Below are 19,264 nucleotides of genomic sequence, written 5' to 3'. Positions count from 1 at the left end.
TGATCATGGCTAAAATCGGATTTATCGGCACCGGCATCATGGGCCAACCCATGGCCGCCAACCTGCAAAAGGCCGGTCACCAACTGTTCCTGTCCGAGCATCACGGCAAGGCGCCCGAAGCCCTGATCGCGGCGGGTGCCGTGGCCCTGGCCAACCCGCAGCAAGTCGCCCAGGAAGCCGAGTTCATCATTGTGATGGTGCCCGACACCCCACAGGTGGATGACGTGCTGTTCCGCGCGGATGGCGTTGCCGCCGGCCTGTCGCCGAACAAAGTGGTGATCGACATGAGTTCGATCTCGCCCACCGCCACCAAGGCGTTCGCCGCCAAGATCAACCAGACCGGCGCGCAATACCTCGACGCGCCGGTGTCCGGCGGTGAGGTCGGCGCCAAGGCCGGCACCCTGAGCATCATGATCGGCGGCGAGCCGCAGACGTTCGAACGTGCCCTGCCGTTGTTCCAGGCCATGGGCAAGAACATCACCCTGGTCGGCGGCAACGGCGATGGCCAGACCGCCAAGGTGGCGAATCAGATCATCGTCGCGCTGAACATCCAGGCGGTGGCCGAAGCGCTGCTGTTCGCTTCCAAAAACGGCGCCGACCCGGCCAAGGTGCGTGAAGCGCTGATGGGTGGGTTTGCTTCGTCGAAGATCCTGGAAGTGCATGGCGAGCGCATGATCAAGGGCACCTTTGATCCGGGCTTCCGCATCAACCTGCACCAGAAAGACCTCAACCTGGCACTGGCCGGGGCCAAGGAGCTGGGGATCAACCTGCCGAACACGGCCGGTACGCAGCAGGTGTTCAGCACGTGCACGGCGATTGGTGGCGGTAACTGGGACCACTCGGCGCTGATCAAGGGCCTGGAACACATGGCGAATTTTTCGATTCGCGATAAGTAATTCAATTTGAAATGCAGGCCAATGTGGGAGCTGGCTTGCCTGCGATAGCGGTCTTTCAGTTAGACATTCATTGCCTGGTACACCGCTATCGCAGGCAAGCCAGCTCCCACATTTTGATCCCGTTTCAAGTCTTAACGCTAATAACAAAAAATCCCCGGGAGCCCGCTTATGTCGGTCGATCCGCAACACCTGCTTCGCGAGCTGTTTGCCACAGCCATCGACGCCGCCCACCCCCGGCAAGTCCTTGAACCTTATCTGCCCGCCGACCGCAGCGGCCGTGTGATCGTGATCGGCGCCGGCAAAGCCGCTGCCGCCATGGCGCTGGTGGTCGAAAACTGCTGGCAGGGCGAAGTCTCGGGCCTGGTGGTCACCCGTTACGGCCACGGCGCGCCGTGCAAAAAAATCGAAGTGGTCGAAGCCGCGCACCCGGTGCCCGATGCGGCCGGGCTTGCCGTCGCCAAGCGCGTGCTGGAACTGATCAGCAACCTCACCGAAGACGATCGCGTAATCTTCCTGCTCTCCGGCGGCGGCTCAGCCTTGCTGGCCCTGCCCGCCGAAGGCATTACCCTGGCCGACAAACAAACCCTCAATAAAGCCCTGCTCAAATCCGGCGCGACCATTGGCGAGATGAATTGCGTGCGCAAGCACCTCTCGGCCATCAAGGGCGGCCGGTTGGCCAAGGCCGCATGGCCGGCGACGGTGTACACCTACGCCATCTCCGATGTGCCGGGCGACCAGGCCACCGTCATCGCCTCTGGCCCCACCGTCGGCGACCCGAGCACCTCGCAGCAAGCCCTGGCGATTCTCAAGCGCTACGGCATTGAGGCGCCGGCGTCGGTGCGCAACTGGTTGCAGAACCCCGCCTCGGAAACCGTAAAACCCGGCGACCCGGTGCTCGCGCGCAGCCACTTCCAATTGATCGCCCGCCCGCAACAGTCGCTGGAAGCGGTGGCGGTAAAAGTCCGCCAGGCCGGGTTCAGCCCGTTGATCCTTGGCGATCTGGAAGGCGAAGCGCGGGACGTAGCCAAGGTACACGCCGGTATCGCCCGGCAAATCGTGCAGCACGGCCAGCCATTGGCGGCGCCGTGCGTGATTCTCTCGGGCGGTGAAACCACCGTCACCGTGCGCGGCAATGGCCGTGGCGGGCGCAATGCCGAATTCCTGCTGAGCCTGACCGACAGCCTCAAGGGTTTGCCCGGCGTCTACGCGCTGGCCGGTGACACCGACGGCATCGACGGCTCCGAAGACAACGCCGGCGCAATCATGACCCCGTGCAGCTACCGCCGCGCCGAAGCCCTGGGCCTTAGCGCCAGCGACGAGCTGGACAACAACAATGGCTATGGCTACTTCGCCGCGCTCGACGGTTTGATCGTCACCGAGCCGACCCGCACCAATGTCAATGACTTGCGCGCCATCCTGATTCTTGAGACTGCCAAACATGACGCCTGACAAGAAAGTCAAAATCCTCGCCACCCTCGGCCCGGCCACCGACGGCATCGATGACATCCGCGAGCTGGTGGAAGCCGGGGTGAATATCTTCCGGCTTAACTTCAGCCACGGCGAGCATGCCGATCACGCCCAGCGTTACCAATGGATTCGCCAGGTGGAGCGCCAGCTCAATTATCCGCTGGGCATCCTCATGGACCTGCAAGGGCCGAAACTGCGGGTCGGGCGTTTTGCCGAGGGCAAAGTACAACTGGTGCGCGGCCAGGCCTTGCGCCTGGACCTGGACCCGACGCCGGGCGATCAACGCCGGGTCAACCTGCCTCACCCGGAAATTATCGCAGCGCTTGAGCCAGGCATGGACTTGCTGCTGGACGACGGCAAACTGCGCCTGCGCGTGATCACCAAACACGTCGACGCCCTCGACACCACCGTGCTCAATGGTGGCGAGTTGTCCGACCGTAAAGGCGTGAATGTGCCACAAGCGCTGTTGGAGCTCAGCCCGTTGACCGCCAAGGACCGCCGCGACCTGAGCTTCGGCCTGGAGCTGGGCGTGGACTGGGTGGCGCTGTCGTTTGTGCAGCGCCCGGAAGATATCCGCGAAGCCCGCGAACTGATCGGCGACAAGGCCTTCCTGATGGCCAAGATCGAAAAACCCTCAGCTGTAATGCGCTTGCGGGAAATTGCCGAACTGAGCGACGCGATCATGGTGGCCAGAGGCGACCTGGGCGTGGAAGTGCCCGCCGAAAGCGTGCCGCAGATCCAGAAAGACATCATCAGCACCTGCCGCCAGTTGGGTAAACCGGTGGTAGTGGCCACGCAGATGCTCGAATCCATGCGCTTCTCGCCGGCACCGACCCGCGCCGAAGTGACCGACGTGGCCAACGCCGTGGCTGAAGGCGCGGACGCGGTGATGCTCTCGGCCGAAACCGCCTCGGGCGAGTACCCGCTGGAAGCCGTGCAGATGATGAGCAAGATCATCCGCCAAGTGGAAAACGGCCCGGATTACCAGACGCAACTGGACGTGAGCCGGCCCAAGGCGGATGCCACGGTGTCGGATGCGATCAGTTGCGCGATCCGGCGCATCAGCAGCATTTTGCCGGTGGCGGTGCTGGTGAACTACAGCGAGTCCGGCAGCTCCAGCCTGCGCGCGGCGCGGGAACGGCCAGTGGCGCCGATCCTCAACCTCACGCCGAACCTGTCTACGGCGCGGCGTTTGAGTGTGGCCTGGGGCGTGCACTCGGTGGTCAATGACCGGCTGCGCCAGGTCGATGAGGTGTGTTCCACGGCGCTGGAAATTGCCCAGGCGCAAGGCATGGCACAGCGCGGAGACACCCTGGTGATTACGGCGGGGGTGCCGTTTGGACAGCCGGGGTCGACGAACTCGTTGCGTATCGAGACTCTGATCTAACCCCCTGTGGCGAGAGAGCTTGCTCACGTTGGACGGCGTAGCCGGCCCATCTTTTGGGGCCGCTTCGCAGCCCAGCGGGAGCAAGCTCCCTCGCCACAGGGTTGGTGTTCACCTGCAGAAACTCAATTCATGCACAACCCAACCTGCCCCGACTGGGCCGAAGCCCTGCTCAACGGCTTCAGCCAGATATTCCTGCAACGCCAGCCGCTGTGTGGCTTGCTGTGCCTGTTGGCCATCCTGATCGGCGCCCCGGCCTTGCTCGGCGGGGCGTTGCTGGGTGGCCTCGCCGGCTTGCTCACGGCTCAACGCCGGGGCTACCCCAAGGCCGAACGCCAGGCTGGCTTGTACAGCTACAACGGCGTGCTGCTGGGTGTGTTGATCAGCCAGCACTTCGCCTGGTCGGCGTTGCTGCCGCCGTTGATTCTGGCGTGCGGCGGCCTGAGTGCGATGCTCACGCGGCTATGGTTGAAACATGCCCGTCACCCGGATGACTTGTCTGCGTACACCGCGCCCTTTGTCGGCCTGGCCTGGCTGCTGATCGGCAGCGTGCCTCAGCCTGCGTTCGCGCTGGTCGAGCCCGACATTCTGTCTGTAGTCAGTGCGCCCTTTACCGGCCTTGCGCAAGTCATGCTGCTGGACCAGCCCCTGGCCGGCGCCTTGATTGCGCTCGGTCTGTTGCTGGCCCACCGTCGCGCCGCGCTGTGGGCGCTGATCGGCGCCGTGGCCGGCGTGCTGATGGCTTTACTGATGGACGAGCCCGCCAGCGCCTTGCTCGGCTTGCACAGCTACAACCCGGCCCTGGCGGCATTGGCCTTGAGCCAATCACGCCGCCAGCCGTGGCTGCCACTGCTGGGCATCCTGCTGGCGCTCGTGCTCACGCCCGGTTTTGCCGCCCTGCACCTGCCTGCGCTGACTGCGCCGTTTATCCTCGCCTGCTGGCTGGTGCGCGCCACGCAGCGGATGTTCAAAGCCCGCGTGGACAGCCCGTTCGAATCCCCCTAGGCTTGCTCGATATTCGATTCAGGCAGGTTTTATGGACAGCAACAGCGACTGGCGTCAGCGCCTCTATGTGATGGTATTCCAAAGCGACACCGCAGCCGGGCGGCGCTTTGACGGCATTCTGCTACTGATCATTCTCTCCAGCATTGTCATTGTGATGCTCGACAGCATCGACAAAATCCACCAGAACTACGCCAATGTGCTGGCCTACATCGAATGGGGCTTCACGCTGATCTTCGCGATCGAGTACGGCTTGCGGCTGTACTGCTCGCCCAAACCGTTGCGCTATGCCTTCAGCTTTTATGGCTTGGTGGACTTGCTGGCCATCGTGCCCGGCATCCTCGCGCTGTATTACAGCGACGCCCAATACCTGCTGATTATCCGCATCATTCGGATGCTGCGGATTTTCCGCGTGCTCAAGCTCAGCCCGTACCTCAAGCAAGCCAACTACTTGATGGCGGCGCTGCGCGGCAGCAAACAGAAGATCGTGGTGTTCCTGGTCAGCGTGTGCACCCTGGTCACGGTTTTCGGCACCCTGATGTATGTGATTGAAGGCCCGGAGCACGGGTTCACCAGCATTCCCAAGGGCATCTACTGGGCGATCGTGACCCTCACCACCGTAGGCTTTGGCGATATCGTGCCGAAGACGCCGCTGGGCCAGGTGATTTCGTCGCTGGTGATGATCACCGGTTACTCGATCATCGCCGTGCCCACCGGGATTTTTACCGCTGAACTGGCCAGCGCCATGCGCGGTGAACAACTGGAACACGATTGCCCGGTGTGCAAGAAAAACAGCCACGAGCCCAACGCGGCGTTTTGCTCGCGCTGTGGCAGTAACCTGTTTCATAAAGTGGAATAAGCACAGTACGTTTTAATCTTTAAACGCCTATGCAGGCCCGGCTATAGTTGCTGGCAAATTGCCCCACTCTTCTCTCGAACAACAAGGAATGAGCAGTGAAAAAAATCCTCAGCGCCTCTCTTCTGGCCGCGGGCCTGGCCCTGGCCGGTGCCGTGCAAGCCGCACCGGTCACACTGCTTAATGTCTCCTACGACGTGATGCGCGACTTCTACAAGGATTACAACGCCGCCTTCCAGAAGCACTGGGAAACCGAGCATCCGAACGACAAACTGACCCTGCAGATGTCTTTCGGCGGTTCCAGCAAACAAGCGCGCTCGGTGATCGACGGCCTGCCGGCTGATGTGATCACCATGAACATGGCCACCGACATCAATGCCCTGGCGGATAACGGCAAACTGGTGCCGGACAACTGGGTCACGCGCCTGCCGAACAACAGCGCGCCGTTCACCTCCGCCACCGTGTTTATCGTGCGCAAGGGCAACCCCAAAGCCCTGAAGGACTGGCCCGACCTGCTCAAAGATGGCGTGCAAGTGATCGTGCCCAACCCGAAAACCTCGGGTAACGGCCGCTACACCTACCTGTCGGCCTGGGGTTATGTGCTGAAAAACGGCGGTGATGAAGACAAGGCCAAGAAGTTCGTCGGCGAGTTGTTCAAACACGCGCCAGTGCTGGACACCGGCGGCCGTGCCGCCACCACCACGTTCATGACCAACCAGATCGGCGATGTGCTGGTGACCTTTGAGAACGAAGCGGAAATGATCGCCCGTGAATTCGGCCGTGATCAGTTCGAAGTGATCTACCCAAGCGTTTCCGCCGAAGCTGAACCGCCGGTGTCGGTGGTCGACAAAGTGGTCGACAAGAAAGGCACCCGCGTCGCAGCCGAGGACTACCTGAAATACCTGTGGTCGCCGGAAGGCCAGGAAATTGCCGCCAACAACTACCTGCGCCCACGTGATCCGAAAGTGCTCGCCAAGTACACCGACCGTTTCCCGAAAGTCGACTTCCTGTCGGTGGAGAAGACCTTTGGTGACTGGCGCACCGTGCAGAAGACCCACTTCAATGATGGTGGGGTTTTTGACCAGATCTATTCGGGTCAATAACTGAAGGCACGCGGTAAAAAAATGTGGGAGCTGGCTTGCCTGCGATGCAATCACCTCGGTGTGTCAGTTACACCGAGGTGATTGCATCGCAGGCAAGCCAGCTCCCACACAAGCCAGCTCCCACATTTTGAATCTGTGTTTGGCGGTTACATCGGCGGTGTAACCCCATCCTTGCCGGCCGAGATCGCCTGGGCCGTAATGGTCCCATCCGCGCCCTGCGCCGCAAACAACACCACCTTCACGCCCGCCTTGAGCAAGCTGCGATCCCCCGGCTCCAGGTTCACGATCGGCACATCCTCCGGCACCACAATCTTCTGCTCGCCGCCTTTGTACTTCACGGTCAGGGTGCGCCCGTTGCTGACCACCAGGTCGCCCACCGTGCCGTTGGTCATGCTGCTGCCTTCTTTCAAATCGAACGCGCGGTGCCCGTCTCCTGTGCCGGCCATGGCCGGTGGGAATACGTGGACTTCCAGCGCAGTCAGGGTGCCATCGGCGTTCGGCATGGCGGCCGAGCCGATGTAGCTGCCGGGTTTGATCTCATCGATCTTGGCCAGGGTGACGGCGCGTACCTGGGTGGCCGGCGTGAGATGCACCACCACCTCTTCGCCACTGTTGACCTTGACGTGCATCGCGTCGCCGTCCATCGCAGTAATGGCGCCGCGTACGCCAACCCGTGGGGCCTCGGCGGCGTTGGCCAGCCCAATGGCCATGGCCGCAGCCAGGGTGGAGGCCAGGAGCATCTTGTTCAGCGTGATTTTCATCGCAATGGATTTCCTGTTTCGACAGTTATGTCTGAATGTATCATTGGCGTTCGACCCAAAAGTTAACGATTCAGTCATTAATTTGCGGCATGAGTGATATCAATGCGCGCGCTCTACACCGGCGCTGGCGTTGTCTTTATTCTCGCACGCCACCTTCCTTCGCTTTAACGAGAAAACCATGACGGCTACCTCACACGCTTCAAGCACCATGACCCGAGGCATGGTGATGCTGTTTGCGTTCTGTTGCGGCGCCATTGTTGCCAACATCTACTACGCCCAACCGATCATCGAGCTGATCGCGCCGGACATCGGCCTGACCCCGGCACTGGCGAGCCTGATCGTCTCACTCACGCAAATCGGCTATGCCCTGGGCCTGTTCTTTCTGGTGCCCCTGGGCGACCTGCTGGAAAACCGCAAGCTGATGATCATCACCAACCTGGTGGCCATCGCCAGCCTACTGGGTGCAGCGTTTGCCGAGCAGCCGAATGTGTTCCTGCTTGTGTCGTTGCTGATCGGATTCAGTTCCGTGTCGGTGCAGATTCTTATCCCGCTGGCCGCGCACCTGGCGCCCGCCGAGTCCCGGGGCCGCGTGGTCGGCAGCATCATGGGCGGCCTGTTGCTGGGCATCCTGCTGGCGCGGCCGGTGTCCAGCCTGGTGGCGGACCACTTTGGCTGGCGTGCAATGTTCATGGCGGCGGCCGCGGTGATGGTGTTTATCAGTGCCGTGCTGATGCTGACTATCCCCAAGCGCCAGCCCGACCACAGCGCCAGCTATGGCCAACTGCTGGGGTCGCTGGGCACCTTGCTGCGCAAGCAACCGGTGCTGCGTCAGCGGGCTTTCTACCAGGGCTGCATGTTCGCCGCTTTCAGCCTGTTCTGGACCGCTGCCCCGTTGGAGCTGGCGCGTAACCATGGCCTGAGCCAAAGCGAAATCGCCCTGTTTGCCCTGGTCGGCGCCCTGGGTGCCATCGCCGCACCTATCGCCGGGCGCCTGGCGGATGCCGGGCACACGCACCGCGCCTCACTGCTGGCCATGGTGTTTGCCGCGTTGAGTTTTCTGCCAGCGTTGGTGCACCCGTTGTACAGCGTGATCGGCCTGGCGGTGACCGGCGTGGTCCTGGACTTCTGTGTGCAGATGAACATGGTGCTCGGCCAACGCGCCGTCTACGCCCTCGACGCCAACAGTCGCAGCCGCCTGAACGCGCTGTACATGACCAGCATCTTCATCGGCGGCGCTTTCGGCTCGGCGATTGCCAGCAGCGTGTATGAACACGGCGGCTGGCTGGGCGTGATGCTGGTGGGCAGTGCGTTCCCGCTGGTGGCGTTGTTGCGGTTCCTGAGCGCTTCGCGCCAGGCCGAGGTGGCTACCGCTTAAGAACGCACCAACTTCTCCAACGCCGCATCCGCCAGAAACGACGAGCGGCTTTTGACCTTGTGCTCGCGCACATAGCGGTCGATGCGCTGAATGACATAACCGGGCAAGGTCACATTGACCTTTTCGGTCTTGCCCAGATAGGGCGAGATATCCAACTCCAGCATCCCCCAGCCCATGCCTGCGTAATCTTCGTGGGCATGGTGGTTGGCCACTGACGTCGGCATCGGAATCACCCCGCCTTCGGCCGCGATCTCTTGCAGCAGGATGTGGGCGATTTCTACCGCTGCGTTATACGCCTCTTCGAAACTGTCCCCGGCGGTGACCGCGCCTGGAATATCGGGGATCTGAAGACCGGTGGCGGTGAAGTCATCGCCCCATTCGATACACATTGGGTATTGCATGCATGCTCTCCCTAAAACTGAAACAGCCCGGCGCGCTTTCTGATGCTGCGGACCGTGCCCATAGGCAGGTCCTTTTTGGGATGAGGCACCGGGATCGTGTACGGGTTATAGCGGTGGGTAAAAACATGATGACTGCCCGTGACCCGATCCAGCACCCAACCCGCCTCTTGCAGCTCCTTGATCAATAACCTGCTTTGCACCCCAGCCTCCTTGGCTTGGCCCGAATAAAAGTAACCCTAGAGTTATCTTTACTCAAGCGCCGTTTTTGTTAGTCGGACTGCCGGGTGTTTTACTGAATATTGAAATGCAGAAGGGTTACTGGCTTAGCGCCGCAGCGCTGAACCTGGGGATACGGCCGTTAAGCGACGGCCAGTAGCTGAACCGGCCAGCGTCCGCCAGCAAGGCAGGCTGATGACGCAACAAACCCAGCACCGCTTGCGCGGCGATCGTCAACGCCATCTGTTGGCCTGGGCACTGATGGCGCCCGATACCAAAGCTGAACAGGCGCCGTTGCGTGCGCTCCAACAGGAAGCTATCAGGATTGGGGTTGACCTCAGCGTCCCGATTGGCCGACGCCAGCAGAACTAAAACACTCTCTCCCGCCGCCAACACCCGGTTGCCGATGGTGCAGCGCGCCGCCACGAATCGCCGTGTGTTTTGCACCGGTGAATCGTAACGAGCCACCTCCTCCACCAGCGCCGTGGCGAGGGCTGGTGTGCGCACAATCTGCGCCACCCGCTCAGGTTGGCGCGCGAGCATCACCAGTGAGTTGCCGATCAACCCGGCGCTGGCTTCGCAGGTCTGCGACAACAGGCCGATCAGATTGGCCGTCAATACCTGCGCATTCTCCCAGTTGCCACTGCGGATATGGGCCAGCAGCGCTGTTTCTTCCAACACCGCACAAAACATCTGCTGCAACTGCGACGCGCCGGTCTGCGCATTGCACAACTGCGCTTCAGTGCTCAGCGGTGAAAGGCCGGCGACAAACTCCCGCGTTAGCCCGGCGACACACGCCAGCTGTGGCGCCGTGCATCCCAGCAGCGACGCGACTACCGAGACGGGCAAGGTAAACATCAGCGCATCCAGGCTCTGCACGCTGTCGATCAACCAAGCGACCCGTTCAGCGATGGTCGACGCCTCCACCGCCGCCAACGCGGGTTCAATCGCCGCCCGCGGGCATCGATGCGCCGGGCCTTCGTTCATGCGCATCCACCGCGCAAAAACCTGTCCTGCCGCGCCCTGTGCAATCGCCTTGGGCACCGGCTCATGCAACGGGCGTACGCGACAATCCGGGTGTGTCAGCACCGCCTCTACCGTCTTGGCGCGGCTGGCGACCCACAGGCCCAGCTCGACATCGAACATCAGCTCTTCATGGCGCCGCAGGCTTGCGTAATACGGATAGGGATCAACATGGGTAGCGGCTTGCAGCGGTGTCATCCGGGACGTCCTGTGCTTGAAGAGGCGTTACTATCAACTCTCCCACGCGGCAATGATTCGTTCAGGAACGAAATATGAACGCCTTTGATGATGACGCGGCACTCTCACAAATCGCCGGTGCAATAGCAGAGCCTGCGCGCACAAAAATGCTCTGCGCCTTGATGGATGGCCATGCGCGCACCAGCACCGAGATGGCCGTGATTGCCGGCGTCAGCACCTCGACGGCCAGCGCCCACTTGGCCAGGCTCAAGGACGATGGCCTGCTCACGCTGCACACCCAGGGCCGCCACCGTTACTACAGCCTCGCCGGCGCGCACGTGGCCCAGGCCATCGAAGGGTTGATGGTGATCAGCCGCAACACCGCCCAGGCATTTGTCCCCAGCACGCCCAACCGCCTGCAGCTCGCACGCACCTGCTACGACCACATGGCCGGGACGCTGGCGGTGCAACTGCACGACCATTTCATCGCATGTGGTTGGCTGATTGGCGACGGCACCTACACACTGACGGCGCCCGGCGAAACCGCGATGATCGCGTTGGGGCTGGATCTGCCTGCGTTGCGCGCGCAGCGTCGGCGTTTCGCTTGTGCCTGCCTGGACTGGAGCATGCGCCGCCCGCATTTGGCTGGGGCATTAGGCGCAGCGGTTTTGCAGTGCGTGATTCGTCGTGGGTGGGTCACCCAGGATCTGGACAGCCGCGCGCTGGGCGTCACGGCCAAGGGGCGCAAGGTGTTTGCAGCGCGCTTTGGAATACACACTGCCGGACAATAAAGACCAAAGGTGGGAGCGGGCTTGCTCGCGAATGCGGTGGGTCAGTCAACTCATCTGTCACTGACACACCGCATTCGCGAGCAAGCCCGCTCCCACAGTTGACCGCATGCAGTTTTGAATATGAGGTCGGCTGCGGATTTGCATGCACCGAAGAACTGCTTTTCTGTGGGAGCTGGCTTGCCTGCGATGCAGATACCTCGGTACATCAGGCACACCGAGTTGATGCCATCGCAGGCAAGCCAGCTCCCACCTTTGACCGAGTATGGCTCTGCTGTTGCTGTTGCTGTTGCTGTTGCTGTTGCTGTTGATCTGGCCCTTACATCCTTTTCGCTGACGAAGTCAGCGGTCTTTTGATCTGGCGCTTGTGATCTTGATCTTGATCTGAAATCGCCCCGTCAAACACGACGGCCGCAATTCGACAGTGATTTGGGGGGTAAACCGGCAGGGATGCCGGTTTAGCCGCGCTGGGCCAAGGATGGCCCAGCGCGGCGGCCCCCCAAATCACTGGCGGATTGCGGGCATGCCGAGCCATAGCGAGGCACCGAGTGTTGGGGCGAGGACCTTTTGGTTACTTTTGCGTCCTTGCAAAAGTGACCCGCTGTAAGAGCGGAACCATAGGCCGCCGTTACCTAAATAACGGATATGTACACCACCGAAGAACGCCCAGCGCAGCAATACCCATGCTGCGATGCAGACACCTCGGTATACCTGATGTACTGCGGTGTCTGCATCGCAGGCAAGCCAGCTCCCACAGGGTTATGCGGGGTTCAAATAATCCGGCCATCCCAGCCCACCGTCACATGCCGTGGCAACTCGCGTCGGTGCTCCAGCAACCAGGCATCCAACGTATGCCCTACATGGGTCAGCACGCCCAATTTCGCCCCCGTCTGCCCAATGCTCTGCAACGCCAGCGTCAGGTCATTGTGATTACGCGGCGCTTGCGGCTGCGGCGGCATGGAGCAATCAAGTACCAACACGTCCAACGGCTCCCGTTGCAACCAGGCCCGCGTGGCCGGCGGCAAGCCCACCGTGTCGGTGAGGTAGGCGATGCGCCGCCCCTCGCCTTCCAGCAGATAACCCAAGGTCAGCTTTGAATGCTGCAACGGCAATGCAGTGACGCTCAACTCGCCAAACGTGCGTGTTTCAAACTCGGTAAACGGCTGGCTGAAATCGAGAATGCCCGGATGCTTGTAAAGGTCGGATAAACCCTCCGGGTCGGCGGGGCCGTGTACCGGAATGATCAAGCCCTGGCCCCAGCGCAGGTGCAACAAACCCTGAGCGTGATCGGCGTGATAGTGGGTCTGCAAAATCCCGTTGAAGCTGCGCGGCGGGAAGCGTTCACAGAGGTCGGGCAAGCCGCTGTCGATCAACCAGCGCTGGTCGCCGCACTCGATCAACGCGCTGCACGGGCGGCGGCGCAGGCTGGCATCGGTGCGCGCCAAACCGCACGCCGCGCACTCGCAGCCATACACCGGAACTTGCCGCGCGTCACCAGTGCCCAGCAAGGTCAGGCGCATGCGGGATGCCCGTGATCGAGACAGCAGAGCAAACGCTCGACGGTGTTTTCCAGCGGGCCGGAATTGTCGAGCACGAACAAGCCGGCGCCATTGCCCGCGATCAAATCGGCGGTGAACCGCGCATTGCGCGCCAGGCGTTCCTCGATATCGGCCTGGGACTCGCGCCCGCGCGCCGTCAGGCGCTGGCGCAACACGGCCTGATCCACCGTCAACAGCAGCACCAGCAAGCTCGGATAGCGCTCACGGGTTTGCGCCAAGTGCGCACGCGAGCCATTGACCAGCACATCGTCCCCTGCCGCCAGCCATTCGTCGATGGCCTTGGGAATGCCATACGACAAGCCATTGGCCTGCCAGCTGAGGGCAAACGCGCCCTCGGCCAGCAGCGCGGCGAACTGTTCCGGGCTCACCCCTTGCGCGGCCTCGCCCACCGCTTCCGGCGAACGGGTGATCACGCGGCGCACAATGCGGCAGCCGCGCTCGGCCAAGCGCGGGCGTGCGGCATCCAGCAGGCTGTCCTTGCCCGAACCGGATGGCCCGATGAGATAGATCAACCTGCCTGCCATCAAAACACCCTCTTCGCCTGTCGCCAGACTTGTTGCACCACAGCAAGCCCCTCGCAGCGGCGGGCCTGCACCAAATCCGCTCGCAGGCCTAGCGCAATTTCACCGCGATCCGCCAGGCCCGCCGCTTGCGCAGGCGCCAGGCTGATCATCTTGACGGCCCGCGACAGGTCGCCGCCATCCTGTTGATCGGCCAGCACAAAGGCCGCCTGCAACAGGCTGGCCGGGTAGTAATCACTGGAAAGTATATCCAGCAATCCCTCGACAGCCAGGCCGGCGGCGGCCACATTACCCGAGTGCGACCCGCCGCGCACCACGTTCGGCGCGCCCATCAGCACTTTCATGTTCAGTGCCTGGCAGCCCTTGGCCGCCTCCAGCGTGGTGGGGAATTCGGCGATGGTCATGCCATAGCCGATCGTTCCCACGCGTGGGAATGCCGCCTGGGACGCTCTGCGTCCCGAATCAGGCAAAGGGTTGCGCAACGGTGACGCAGAGCGTCACGGGATGTATTCCTTTGCTGCGCATGGGAACGATCGGTAAACAAGACTTTCCCTACGCCCATTCATTTAACCGCTCTGCATTATGTGGACCGAGCCGTACGCAGGAGGGCCAAGCCCTGCCGGGTTTCCCATTGCCCGGTCGACCAACCTGCGTATAGCTCACCCTCTTTAGCTGCCCTCTTTTTAGGACATGCCCTACAAAGTTTTCGGGTTGCGTCCGAGCAAAGCCCACCGCTAACCTTCTCGAGTCGTTGCAAAATCAACGACTGTTGGTGGATCAAGCGCTGAATCGGGAGTGCCCCGTCGCTTGATAGCGCGGTGAACCCCTGTGGGAGCTGGCTTGCCTGCGATGGCGGTGTGTCAGCTACCCATCTGCCAACTGCCCCTCCGCCATCGCAGGCAAGCCAGCTCCCACAAGGGGATTGCGTTTGCATTCCTTTGCTGCGCGTAGGAACGATCAAACTGACGTAAGCATCAGGCCGAATGAAGATCGAAATGTGGGAGCGGGCTTGCTCGCGAATGCGGTGCATCAGCCAGCATTTTCAGTGACTGACACGCCGCTTTCGCGAGCAAGCCCGCTCCCACAGTTGATCTTCAGTGTTTGGAAGGATGTATTTCAAAGGTATGAAAAAGGCGACCTTTCAAAGGTCGCCTTTTGTTATTGCGCGTACTGCTTGCTCAACCCCGGCGGCACGCCGTGCACATCGGTGTCTTCCCACGGCCCGTTCGGGCTGATGGAGCGGCTCCAGCCGTTGCTCCAGCGGTAGTAGGTGCGCTGGCGGTAGAAGGTGTCGGGCTGTTCATCCAGCACATACACCTGCATCTTGCCGTCCCAGTGGCTGGCAGCCCCAGGCGGCGGGGCGAAGGTTGGTGATTTGCTTGGCACTGGTTTCGGCGGCGGCGTTACCGGGCCGGACGGCTTGGTGCCCGGCTGGGTCGCTGGCCCTGACGGCGGGATGGTCGGGCCGGTGGGCGCGGGAGGCCGGTGGACCGCACAAGCGCTCAAGCCGAGTACCAGGCTGAGCAGGGTGATGCGTGCAAATGCGGTCATAGGCGTTTCCTCGAATTATTTGTCCGGAGTGTCGATGGTCAGCTGCTGCAGCGCAGTGGTGCTGCTGGCCAAGGGTTGGCTGCGGCCGATCCACTCGCCAGTGGTCGGCTGACCGGCCCGGGATATGCGCGCAACCAGTTGGACTTCGGGGAAGTTCGACAGTTTCAACTGCGGCATCATTGCGTCCGCATCGCCCAGCTCGACGGTAACCGGCAGTTCAGCCACGGTGACGCGCTTGGCTGCCAGCGGAGCCGGTGGGCCGTTTACCGCACGGGCGAAGATAAACACGCTGTCGGTGGGCAGGGCTTTGGCCTTCACCTCCGGTGCCAGGTCCACGCGGACTTTCATCACCGTTTTTGCCGCAACGGTACCGCCGCTTTCCTTGAGCTTCTCGGCCGCGCGGTCAATGCCACCTTGCAGCGCGACACGGGAGTTGTCTTCCGGTGGCAACTGGGCCAACAGGCGGTTCCAGTAGTCGATGGCTTCCTGATAACGCTGGCCTTCAAAGGCGGCGATACCCAACAGGCCGAGGCTGGTGACTTCCTTGGGGTCGAGCTTCAAGGCTTCATCGGTCAGCGCCTGCACCTTGGGCGACCATTGTTTGTTGTCGGCAAAGTACTGCGCCTGCGCCCACTGGCCGAGCAGTTCGGGCTGGCGACCGGCGAGTGCGACGGTGCGTTCGAAGATCTTGGCGGCATCGGCCGAACGGTCCTGAGCCATGTAGGCGCGGCCGAGGAAGTACAAGCCTTCCGCCGAGTCCGGCTGAGCGGCGGCGGCGCGCTCCAGGCGGCGGGTCATGTCTTGCATCGACACCGGCGGCTGGGAGAATTCGCGGGTCAGTTCGACCTTGTCACTCGCCCCGTAATGCAGGTACAGCGCAACGCCCAGGACCGGCACGAGAAACGCCGCCAACAACGGCAGTGGTTTGCCCAGGCGCGATTCACGCGGCTTTTCCACACCTTCAGTATCAGCCAGCAACTCGCGCGCAGCCTCGGCACGGCCGGTGTCGAGCTGGGCGGCATTCAGCACGCCTTCGTCCTGCTGCACTTGCAGCTCGGCCACGCGTTCTTGATAAAGCGCCACGTTCAGTGCGGTGCGATCCTCTTCACGCTGGGCACGGCGGCCGCGCAGTACAGGGATCAACAGGAAACTCAGGGCAATCAGGAGCAGCAACCCTGCTGCTAGCCAAAAATCAATCATCAGTCTTGGTGTCCAGCAATTGGTCGAGGCGTTTGCGTTCATCCGGGGAGAGCGCATCGGAACCATCAGTCGGCGCGGCGCGACGGCGGCGCACGATCACGGCCATCACCACCACACCGGCCAGCAACAGCCCGGCGGGGCCGAACCAGAGCAGCGCAGTCTTGCCGGTGAGGGCCGGTTTGTAGCGCACGAAATCACCGTAGCGGTCTACCATGAAGTCGATGATCTGCTGGTTGTCCTTGCCCTCCCCCAGCATGCGGAAGATCTCTTTGCGCAGGTCGGCGGCGATCGGGGCGTTGGAGTCGGCGATGTCCTGGTTCTGGCACTTGGGGCAGCGCAGTTCCTTGGTCAGTTCGCGGAAACGCTCGCGGTCACCGTCCTTGGCGAACTCGTAGGTGTCGATGGCCGCATGGGCGACGCCAACCAGTCCAAGTGCCAACACAGCAGCGGCTAACAGACGCTTCATGGCTTGGCCTCATCGACCAGTGCCTGGTACTTGGCGGCCAGTTGCTCGCGCCAGACCACTTCGTCGATCACGCCGACATACTTGTCGCGGATCACGCCCTTGGCATCGATAAAGAAGGTTTCCGGAGCGCCGTACACACCGAGGTTGAGGCCCAGGTTGCCGTCCTCATCGCGGATATCCAGCTGGTACGGGTTGTGGAACTCGGCCAGCCACTTCAAGGCCGCCGCATTGTCGTCCTTGTAGTTGATGCCGTAGATCACCACGCCCTGTTCGGCCAGTTTGTTCAGCACCGGGTGCTCGACGCGGCAGGAGATGCACCAGGTGCCCCACACGTTGACCAGCGCCGGTTTGCCCAGCAGGTCGGCCTGGGTCAGGGTTTTATCGCCCTGCACCGTCGGCAGGCTGAACGCCGGGAAGGGTTTGCCGATCATCGCCGAAGGCAACTCGGCCGGGTCCAGATACAGGCCACGATACAAAAACACCGCCATCACCAAAAAGGCCGCCAGCGGCAACACCATCAACCAACGCTTCATGCCGCCGCTCCTTGCAGGCCGAGGGCTTCACGCACGCGGCTTTTGACCTTGACCCGATAACGCCGATCCAGCGCGGCCAGCAACCCGCCGAAACCGGTGAGCAAACCGCCGAACCAGATCCAGCGTACGAACGGTTTCACATGCACGCGTACCGCCCAGGCGCCGTCGCCCAAGGGTTCACCCAGCGCCACATACAGGTCGCGGGTGAAACCGGCGTCGATACCGGCTTCAGTCATCATCGAGCTTTGCACGGTGTACAGGCGTTTTTCCGGGTGCAGCACCGCCACTTCCTTGCCGTTGCGCACCACACGCACAGTGCCTTTGTCGGACGTGAAGTTCGGGCCTTCAAAGTGCCTGGCGCCTTCGAAGATAAAGTGGTAACCGGCCAGGTCCATGGACTCACCCGGCGCCAGGCGCAGGTCGCGCTCGGCGCTGTTCTGGCTGGACAGCACCACTCCGAGGGCGCACACGGCGATGCCGATGTGGGCGACCTGCATGCCCCAGTAGCTGCGGGTCAGCGTCGGCAGACCTTTGATCAGGCCTTTGTGACGGGTCTTGTCGAAAATGTCGCGCACGCCGGCCAGCAATACCCAGGCAGCCAGCAGGAAGGTGGCGAGCACCGCCCAGTTGAAGTCGCCATAAGCGAAACCAGCGATCACCGCCAAAGCCACACTGCCGAGCAGCACCGGCATCAACATGCCGGCCAGCCATTTCACCGGTGTGTCTTTCCAGCGCACCAGCACACCAATGGCCATGACCACCATCAACAGACCCATCAACGGGATAAACAACGCGTTGAAGTACGGCGGGCCGACGGACAGCTTGGCGCCGCTCAAAGCGTCCAGCACCAAGGGGTACAAGGTGCCGAGCAGGATCATCGACGCGGCCACCACCAGCACCAGGTTATTGCCCAGCAGCAGGGTTTCACGCGACCACAGGTTGAAGCCGACCTGGCTCTTGACCACCGGCGCACGCAACGCAAACAGGGTCAGCGAGCCGCCGACCACAAACAGCAGGAAGATCAGGATGAATACGCCGCGCTCCGGGTCGGACGCAAACGCATGCACCGACGTCAACACGCCCGAACGCACCAGGAAAGTACCCAGCAGGCTGAGGGAAAACGCGGCGATGGCCAGCAGAACCGTCCAGCTTTTGAACACGCCGCGTTTTTCGGTGACCGCCAGCGAGTGAATCAGCGCGGTGCCGACCAACCAGGGCATGAAGGAAGCATTTTCCACCGGGTCCCAGAACCACCAGCCGCCCCAGCCAAGTTCGTAGTAAGCCCACCACGAACCGAGGGTGATACCGATACCGAGGAACGCCCAGGCGACGATGGTCCACGGCCGCGACCAGCGCGCCCAGGCCGCATCGAGGCGCCCGCCGAGCAAGGCGGCGATGGCGAACGCAAAGGCCACGGAGAAACCCACGTAGCCCATATAAAGCATCGGCGGGTGCACAATCAGGCCGATGTCTTGCAGCAACGGGTTGAGGTCATGCCCGTTCGCCGGGATCTGCGGCAGGATGCGCGTGAACGGGTTGGAGGTCATGATCAAAAACAGCAGGAAGCCGATGCTGATCATGCCCATCACCGCCAATACGCGGGCCAGCATGACTTGCGGCAGTTGGCGCGAGAATACCGACACGGCAAAGGTCCAGCCGCCGAGGATCAAGGCCCACAGCAGCAACGAACCTTCGTGGGCGCCCCACACGGCGCTGAACTTGTAGTACCACGGCAAGGCGCTGTTGGAGTTATTGGCGACATAGGCGACGGAAAAGTCGTCGGTCATGAAGGCGTAGGTCAGGCAGCCGAATGCGAACACCAGGAACGCGAACTGGCCCCAGGCCGCCGGCTGCGCCAGGCTCATCCACAGGCGGTCGCCGCGCCAGGCGCCGAGCAACGGCACCACGGCCTGGACAATGGCAAAGCACAGGGCGAGGATCATCGCCAACTGGCCCAGCTCCGGAATAAACAGTGCGGACGTCAT

19 protein-coding genes and 1 pseudogene are annotated in these 19,264 nt (G+C 62.1%); 8 read left to right on the top strand and 12 right to left on the bottom strand.

Annotation, left to right across the window (positions count from 1 at the left end):
- The first annotated feature begins 5 nt into the window (after window positions 1-5).
- The 6 genes from PSH96_RS09200 to PSH96_RS09175 all read left to right on the top strand — a co-directional run bounded on the left by PSH96_RS09200 (window position 6) and on the right by PSH96_RS09175 (window position 6,708).
- Window positions 6-896 (top strand): 2-hydroxy-3-oxopropionate reductase, encoded by an 891-nt coding sequence (locus PSH96_RS09200; protein WP_056857631.1) that lies wholly within the window; start codon window positions 6-8, stop codon window positions 894-896.
- Window positions 897-1,064: 168 nt separating this feature from the next.
- Window positions 1,065-2,345, top strand: a complete 1,281-nt coding sequence (locus PSH96_RS09195) for a glycerate kinase (RefSeq protein WP_305458722.1) — start codon at window positions 1,065-1,067, stop codon at window positions 2,343-2,345.
- Window positions 2,335-3,750, top strand: coding sequence for a pyruvate kinase (gene pyk / locus PSH96_RS09190; protein ID WP_305458721.1), 1,416 nt, complete (start codon window positions 2,335-2,337; stop codon window positions 3,748-3,750). Before PSH96_RS09195 ends, pyk begins: the two co-directional genes overlap by 11 nt.
- Before the next feature lie 129 nt (window positions 3,751-3,879).
- On the top strand, window positions 3,880-4,752 hold the full coding sequence (locus PSH96_RS09185; protein WP_305458720.1) for an urea transporter: 873 nt from the start codon (window positions 3,880-3,882) through the stop codon (window positions 4,750-4,752).
- A 31-nt stretch (window positions 4,753-4,783) separates the two neighbouring features.
- Window positions 4,784-5,608 (top strand): ion transporter, encoded by an 825-nt coding sequence (locus tag PSH96_RS09180; protein WP_305458719.1) that lies wholly within the window; start codon window positions 4,784-4,786, stop codon window positions 5,606-5,608.
- A gap of 95 nt (window positions 5,609-5,703) precedes the next feature.
- Window positions 5,704-6,708, top strand: a complete 1,005-nt coding sequence (locus PSH96_RS09175; RefSeq protein ID WP_236371744.1) for a sulfate ABC transporter substrate-binding protein — start codon at window positions 5,704-5,706, stop codon at window positions 6,706-6,708.
- Between the two features lie 146 nt (window positions 6,709-6,854).
- Here PSH96_RS09175 and PSH96_RS09170 read toward each other — a convergent pair whose 3' ends face one another.
- Window positions 6,855-7,469 (bottom strand): DUF5666 domain-containing protein, encoded by a 615-nt coding sequence (locus PSH96_RS09170; RefSeq protein ID WP_138816051.1) that lies wholly within the window; start codon window positions 7,467-7,469, stop codon window positions 6,855-6,857.
- A gap of 178 nt (window positions 7,470-7,647) precedes the next feature.
- Between PSH96_RS09170 and PSH96_RS09165 the strand changes: the two genes are divergently transcribed.
- Entirely contained in the window at window positions 7,648-8,844 is a 1,197-nt protein-coding gene (locus tag PSH96_RS09165) for an MFS transporter (protein WP_305458718.1), read from the top strand.
- Here PSH96_RS09165 and PSH96_RS09160 read toward each other — a convergent pair.
- The 3 genes from PSH96_RS09160 to PSH96_RS09150 form a co-directional block, all read right to left on the bottom strand.
- Window positions 8,841-9,245 (bottom strand): type II toxin-antitoxin system HicB family antitoxin, encoded by a 405-nt coding sequence (locus PSH96_RS09160; RefSeq protein WP_305458717.1) that lies wholly within the window; start codon window positions 9,243-9,245, stop codon window positions 8,841-8,843. The two genes, PSH96_RS09165 and PSH96_RS09160, sit on opposite strands and share 4 nt — an antisense overlap.
- Before the next feature lie 11 nt (window positions 9,246-9,256).
- Entirely contained in the window at window positions 9,257-9,445 is a 189-nt protein-coding gene (locus PSH96_RS09155) for a type II toxin-antitoxin system HicA family toxin (protein WP_305458716.1), read from the bottom strand.
- 115 nt (window positions 9,446-9,560) lie between these two features.
- A complete protein-coding gene (locus tag PSH96_RS09150) occupies window positions 9,561-10,682 on the bottom strand; it encodes a cytochrome P450 (protein ID WP_305458715.1) in 1,122 nt (373 codons plus the stop codon).
- 74 nt (window positions 10,683-10,756) lie between these two features.
- Here PSH96_RS09150 and PSH96_RS09145 point away from each other — a divergent pair, with 74 nt between their 5' ends.
- Window positions 10,757-11,452 (top strand): helix-turn-helix transcriptional regulator, encoded by a 696-nt coding sequence (locus PSH96_RS09145; RefSeq protein ID WP_305458714.1) that lies wholly within the window; start codon window positions 10,757-10,759, stop codon window positions 11,450-11,452.
- A 767-nt stretch (window positions 11,453-12,219) separates the two neighbouring features.
- Here the strand turns inward: PSH96_RS09145 and phnP are convergent.
- The 8 genes and pseudogenes from phnP to PSH96_RS09105 all read right to left on the bottom strand — a co-directional run bounded on the left by phnP (window position 12,220) and on the right by PSH96_RS09105 (window position 19,264).
- On the bottom strand, window positions 12,220-12,969 hold the full coding sequence (gene phnP / locus PSH96_RS09140; protein WP_305458713.1) for a phosphonate metabolism protein PhnP: 750 nt from the start codon (window positions 12,967-12,969) through the stop codon (window positions 12,220-12,222).
- A complete protein-coding gene (gene phnN, locus PSH96_RS09135) occupies window positions 12,960-13,532 on the bottom strand; it encodes a phosphonate metabolism protein/1,5-bisphosphokinase (PRPP-forming) PhnN (protein ID WP_305458712.1) in 573 nt (190 codons plus the stop codon). The genes phnP and phnN overlap by 10 nt, the downstream gene beginning before the upstream one ends.
- Window positions 13,532-13,939 (bottom strand): annotated as a pseudogene (locus tag PSH96_RS09130) (amidohydrolase family protein); the annotation flags it as partial. The gene phnN and the pseudogene PSH96_RS09130, both read right to left, overlap by 1 nt.
- Before the next feature lie 748 nt (window positions 13,940-14,687).
- Window positions 14,688-15,080, bottom strand: coding sequence for a hypothetical protein (locus PSH96_RS09125; protein WP_056857144.1), 393 nt, complete (start codon window positions 15,078-15,080; stop codon window positions 14,688-14,690).
- 15 nt (window positions 15,081-15,095) lie between these two features.
- The gene (gene ccmI / locus PSH96_RS09120) at window positions 15,096-16,280 is read right to left on the bottom strand and encodes a c-type cytochrome biogenesis protein CcmI (protein WP_305458711.1); all 1,185 of its coding nucleotides are present in this window, start codon (window positions 16,278-16,280) and stop codon (window positions 15,096-15,098) included.
- Window positions 16,273-16,746, bottom strand: a complete 474-nt coding sequence (locus PSH96_RS09115) for a cytochrome c-type biogenesis protein (RefSeq protein ID WP_017136200.1) — start codon at window positions 16,744-16,746, stop codon at window positions 16,273-16,275. Before PSH96_RS09115 ends, ccmI begins: the two co-directional genes overlap by 8 nt.
- On the bottom strand, window positions 16,743-17,279 hold the full coding sequence (locus PSH96_RS09110) for a DsbE family thiol:disulfide interchange protein (protein ID WP_219268110.1): 537 nt from the start codon (window positions 17,277-17,279) through the stop codon (window positions 16,743-16,745). Before PSH96_RS09110 ends, PSH96_RS09115 begins: the two co-directional genes overlap by 4 nt.
- Entirely contained in the window at window positions 17,276-19,264 is a 1,989-nt protein-coding gene (locus PSH96_RS09105; RefSeq protein ID WP_305458710.1) for a heme lyase CcmF/NrfE family subunit, read from the bottom strand. The genes PSH96_RS09110 and PSH96_RS09105 overlap by 4 nt, the downstream gene beginning before the upstream one ends.

This window comes from Pseudomonas sp. FP2338 (assembly GCF_030687515.1).
Lineage (GTDB): Bacteria > Pseudomonadota > Gammaproteobacteria > Pseudomonadales > Pseudomonadaceae > Aquipseudomonas > Aquipseudomonas salomonii.
This window is presented reverse-complemented; position numbering and strand designations above follow the sequence as displayed.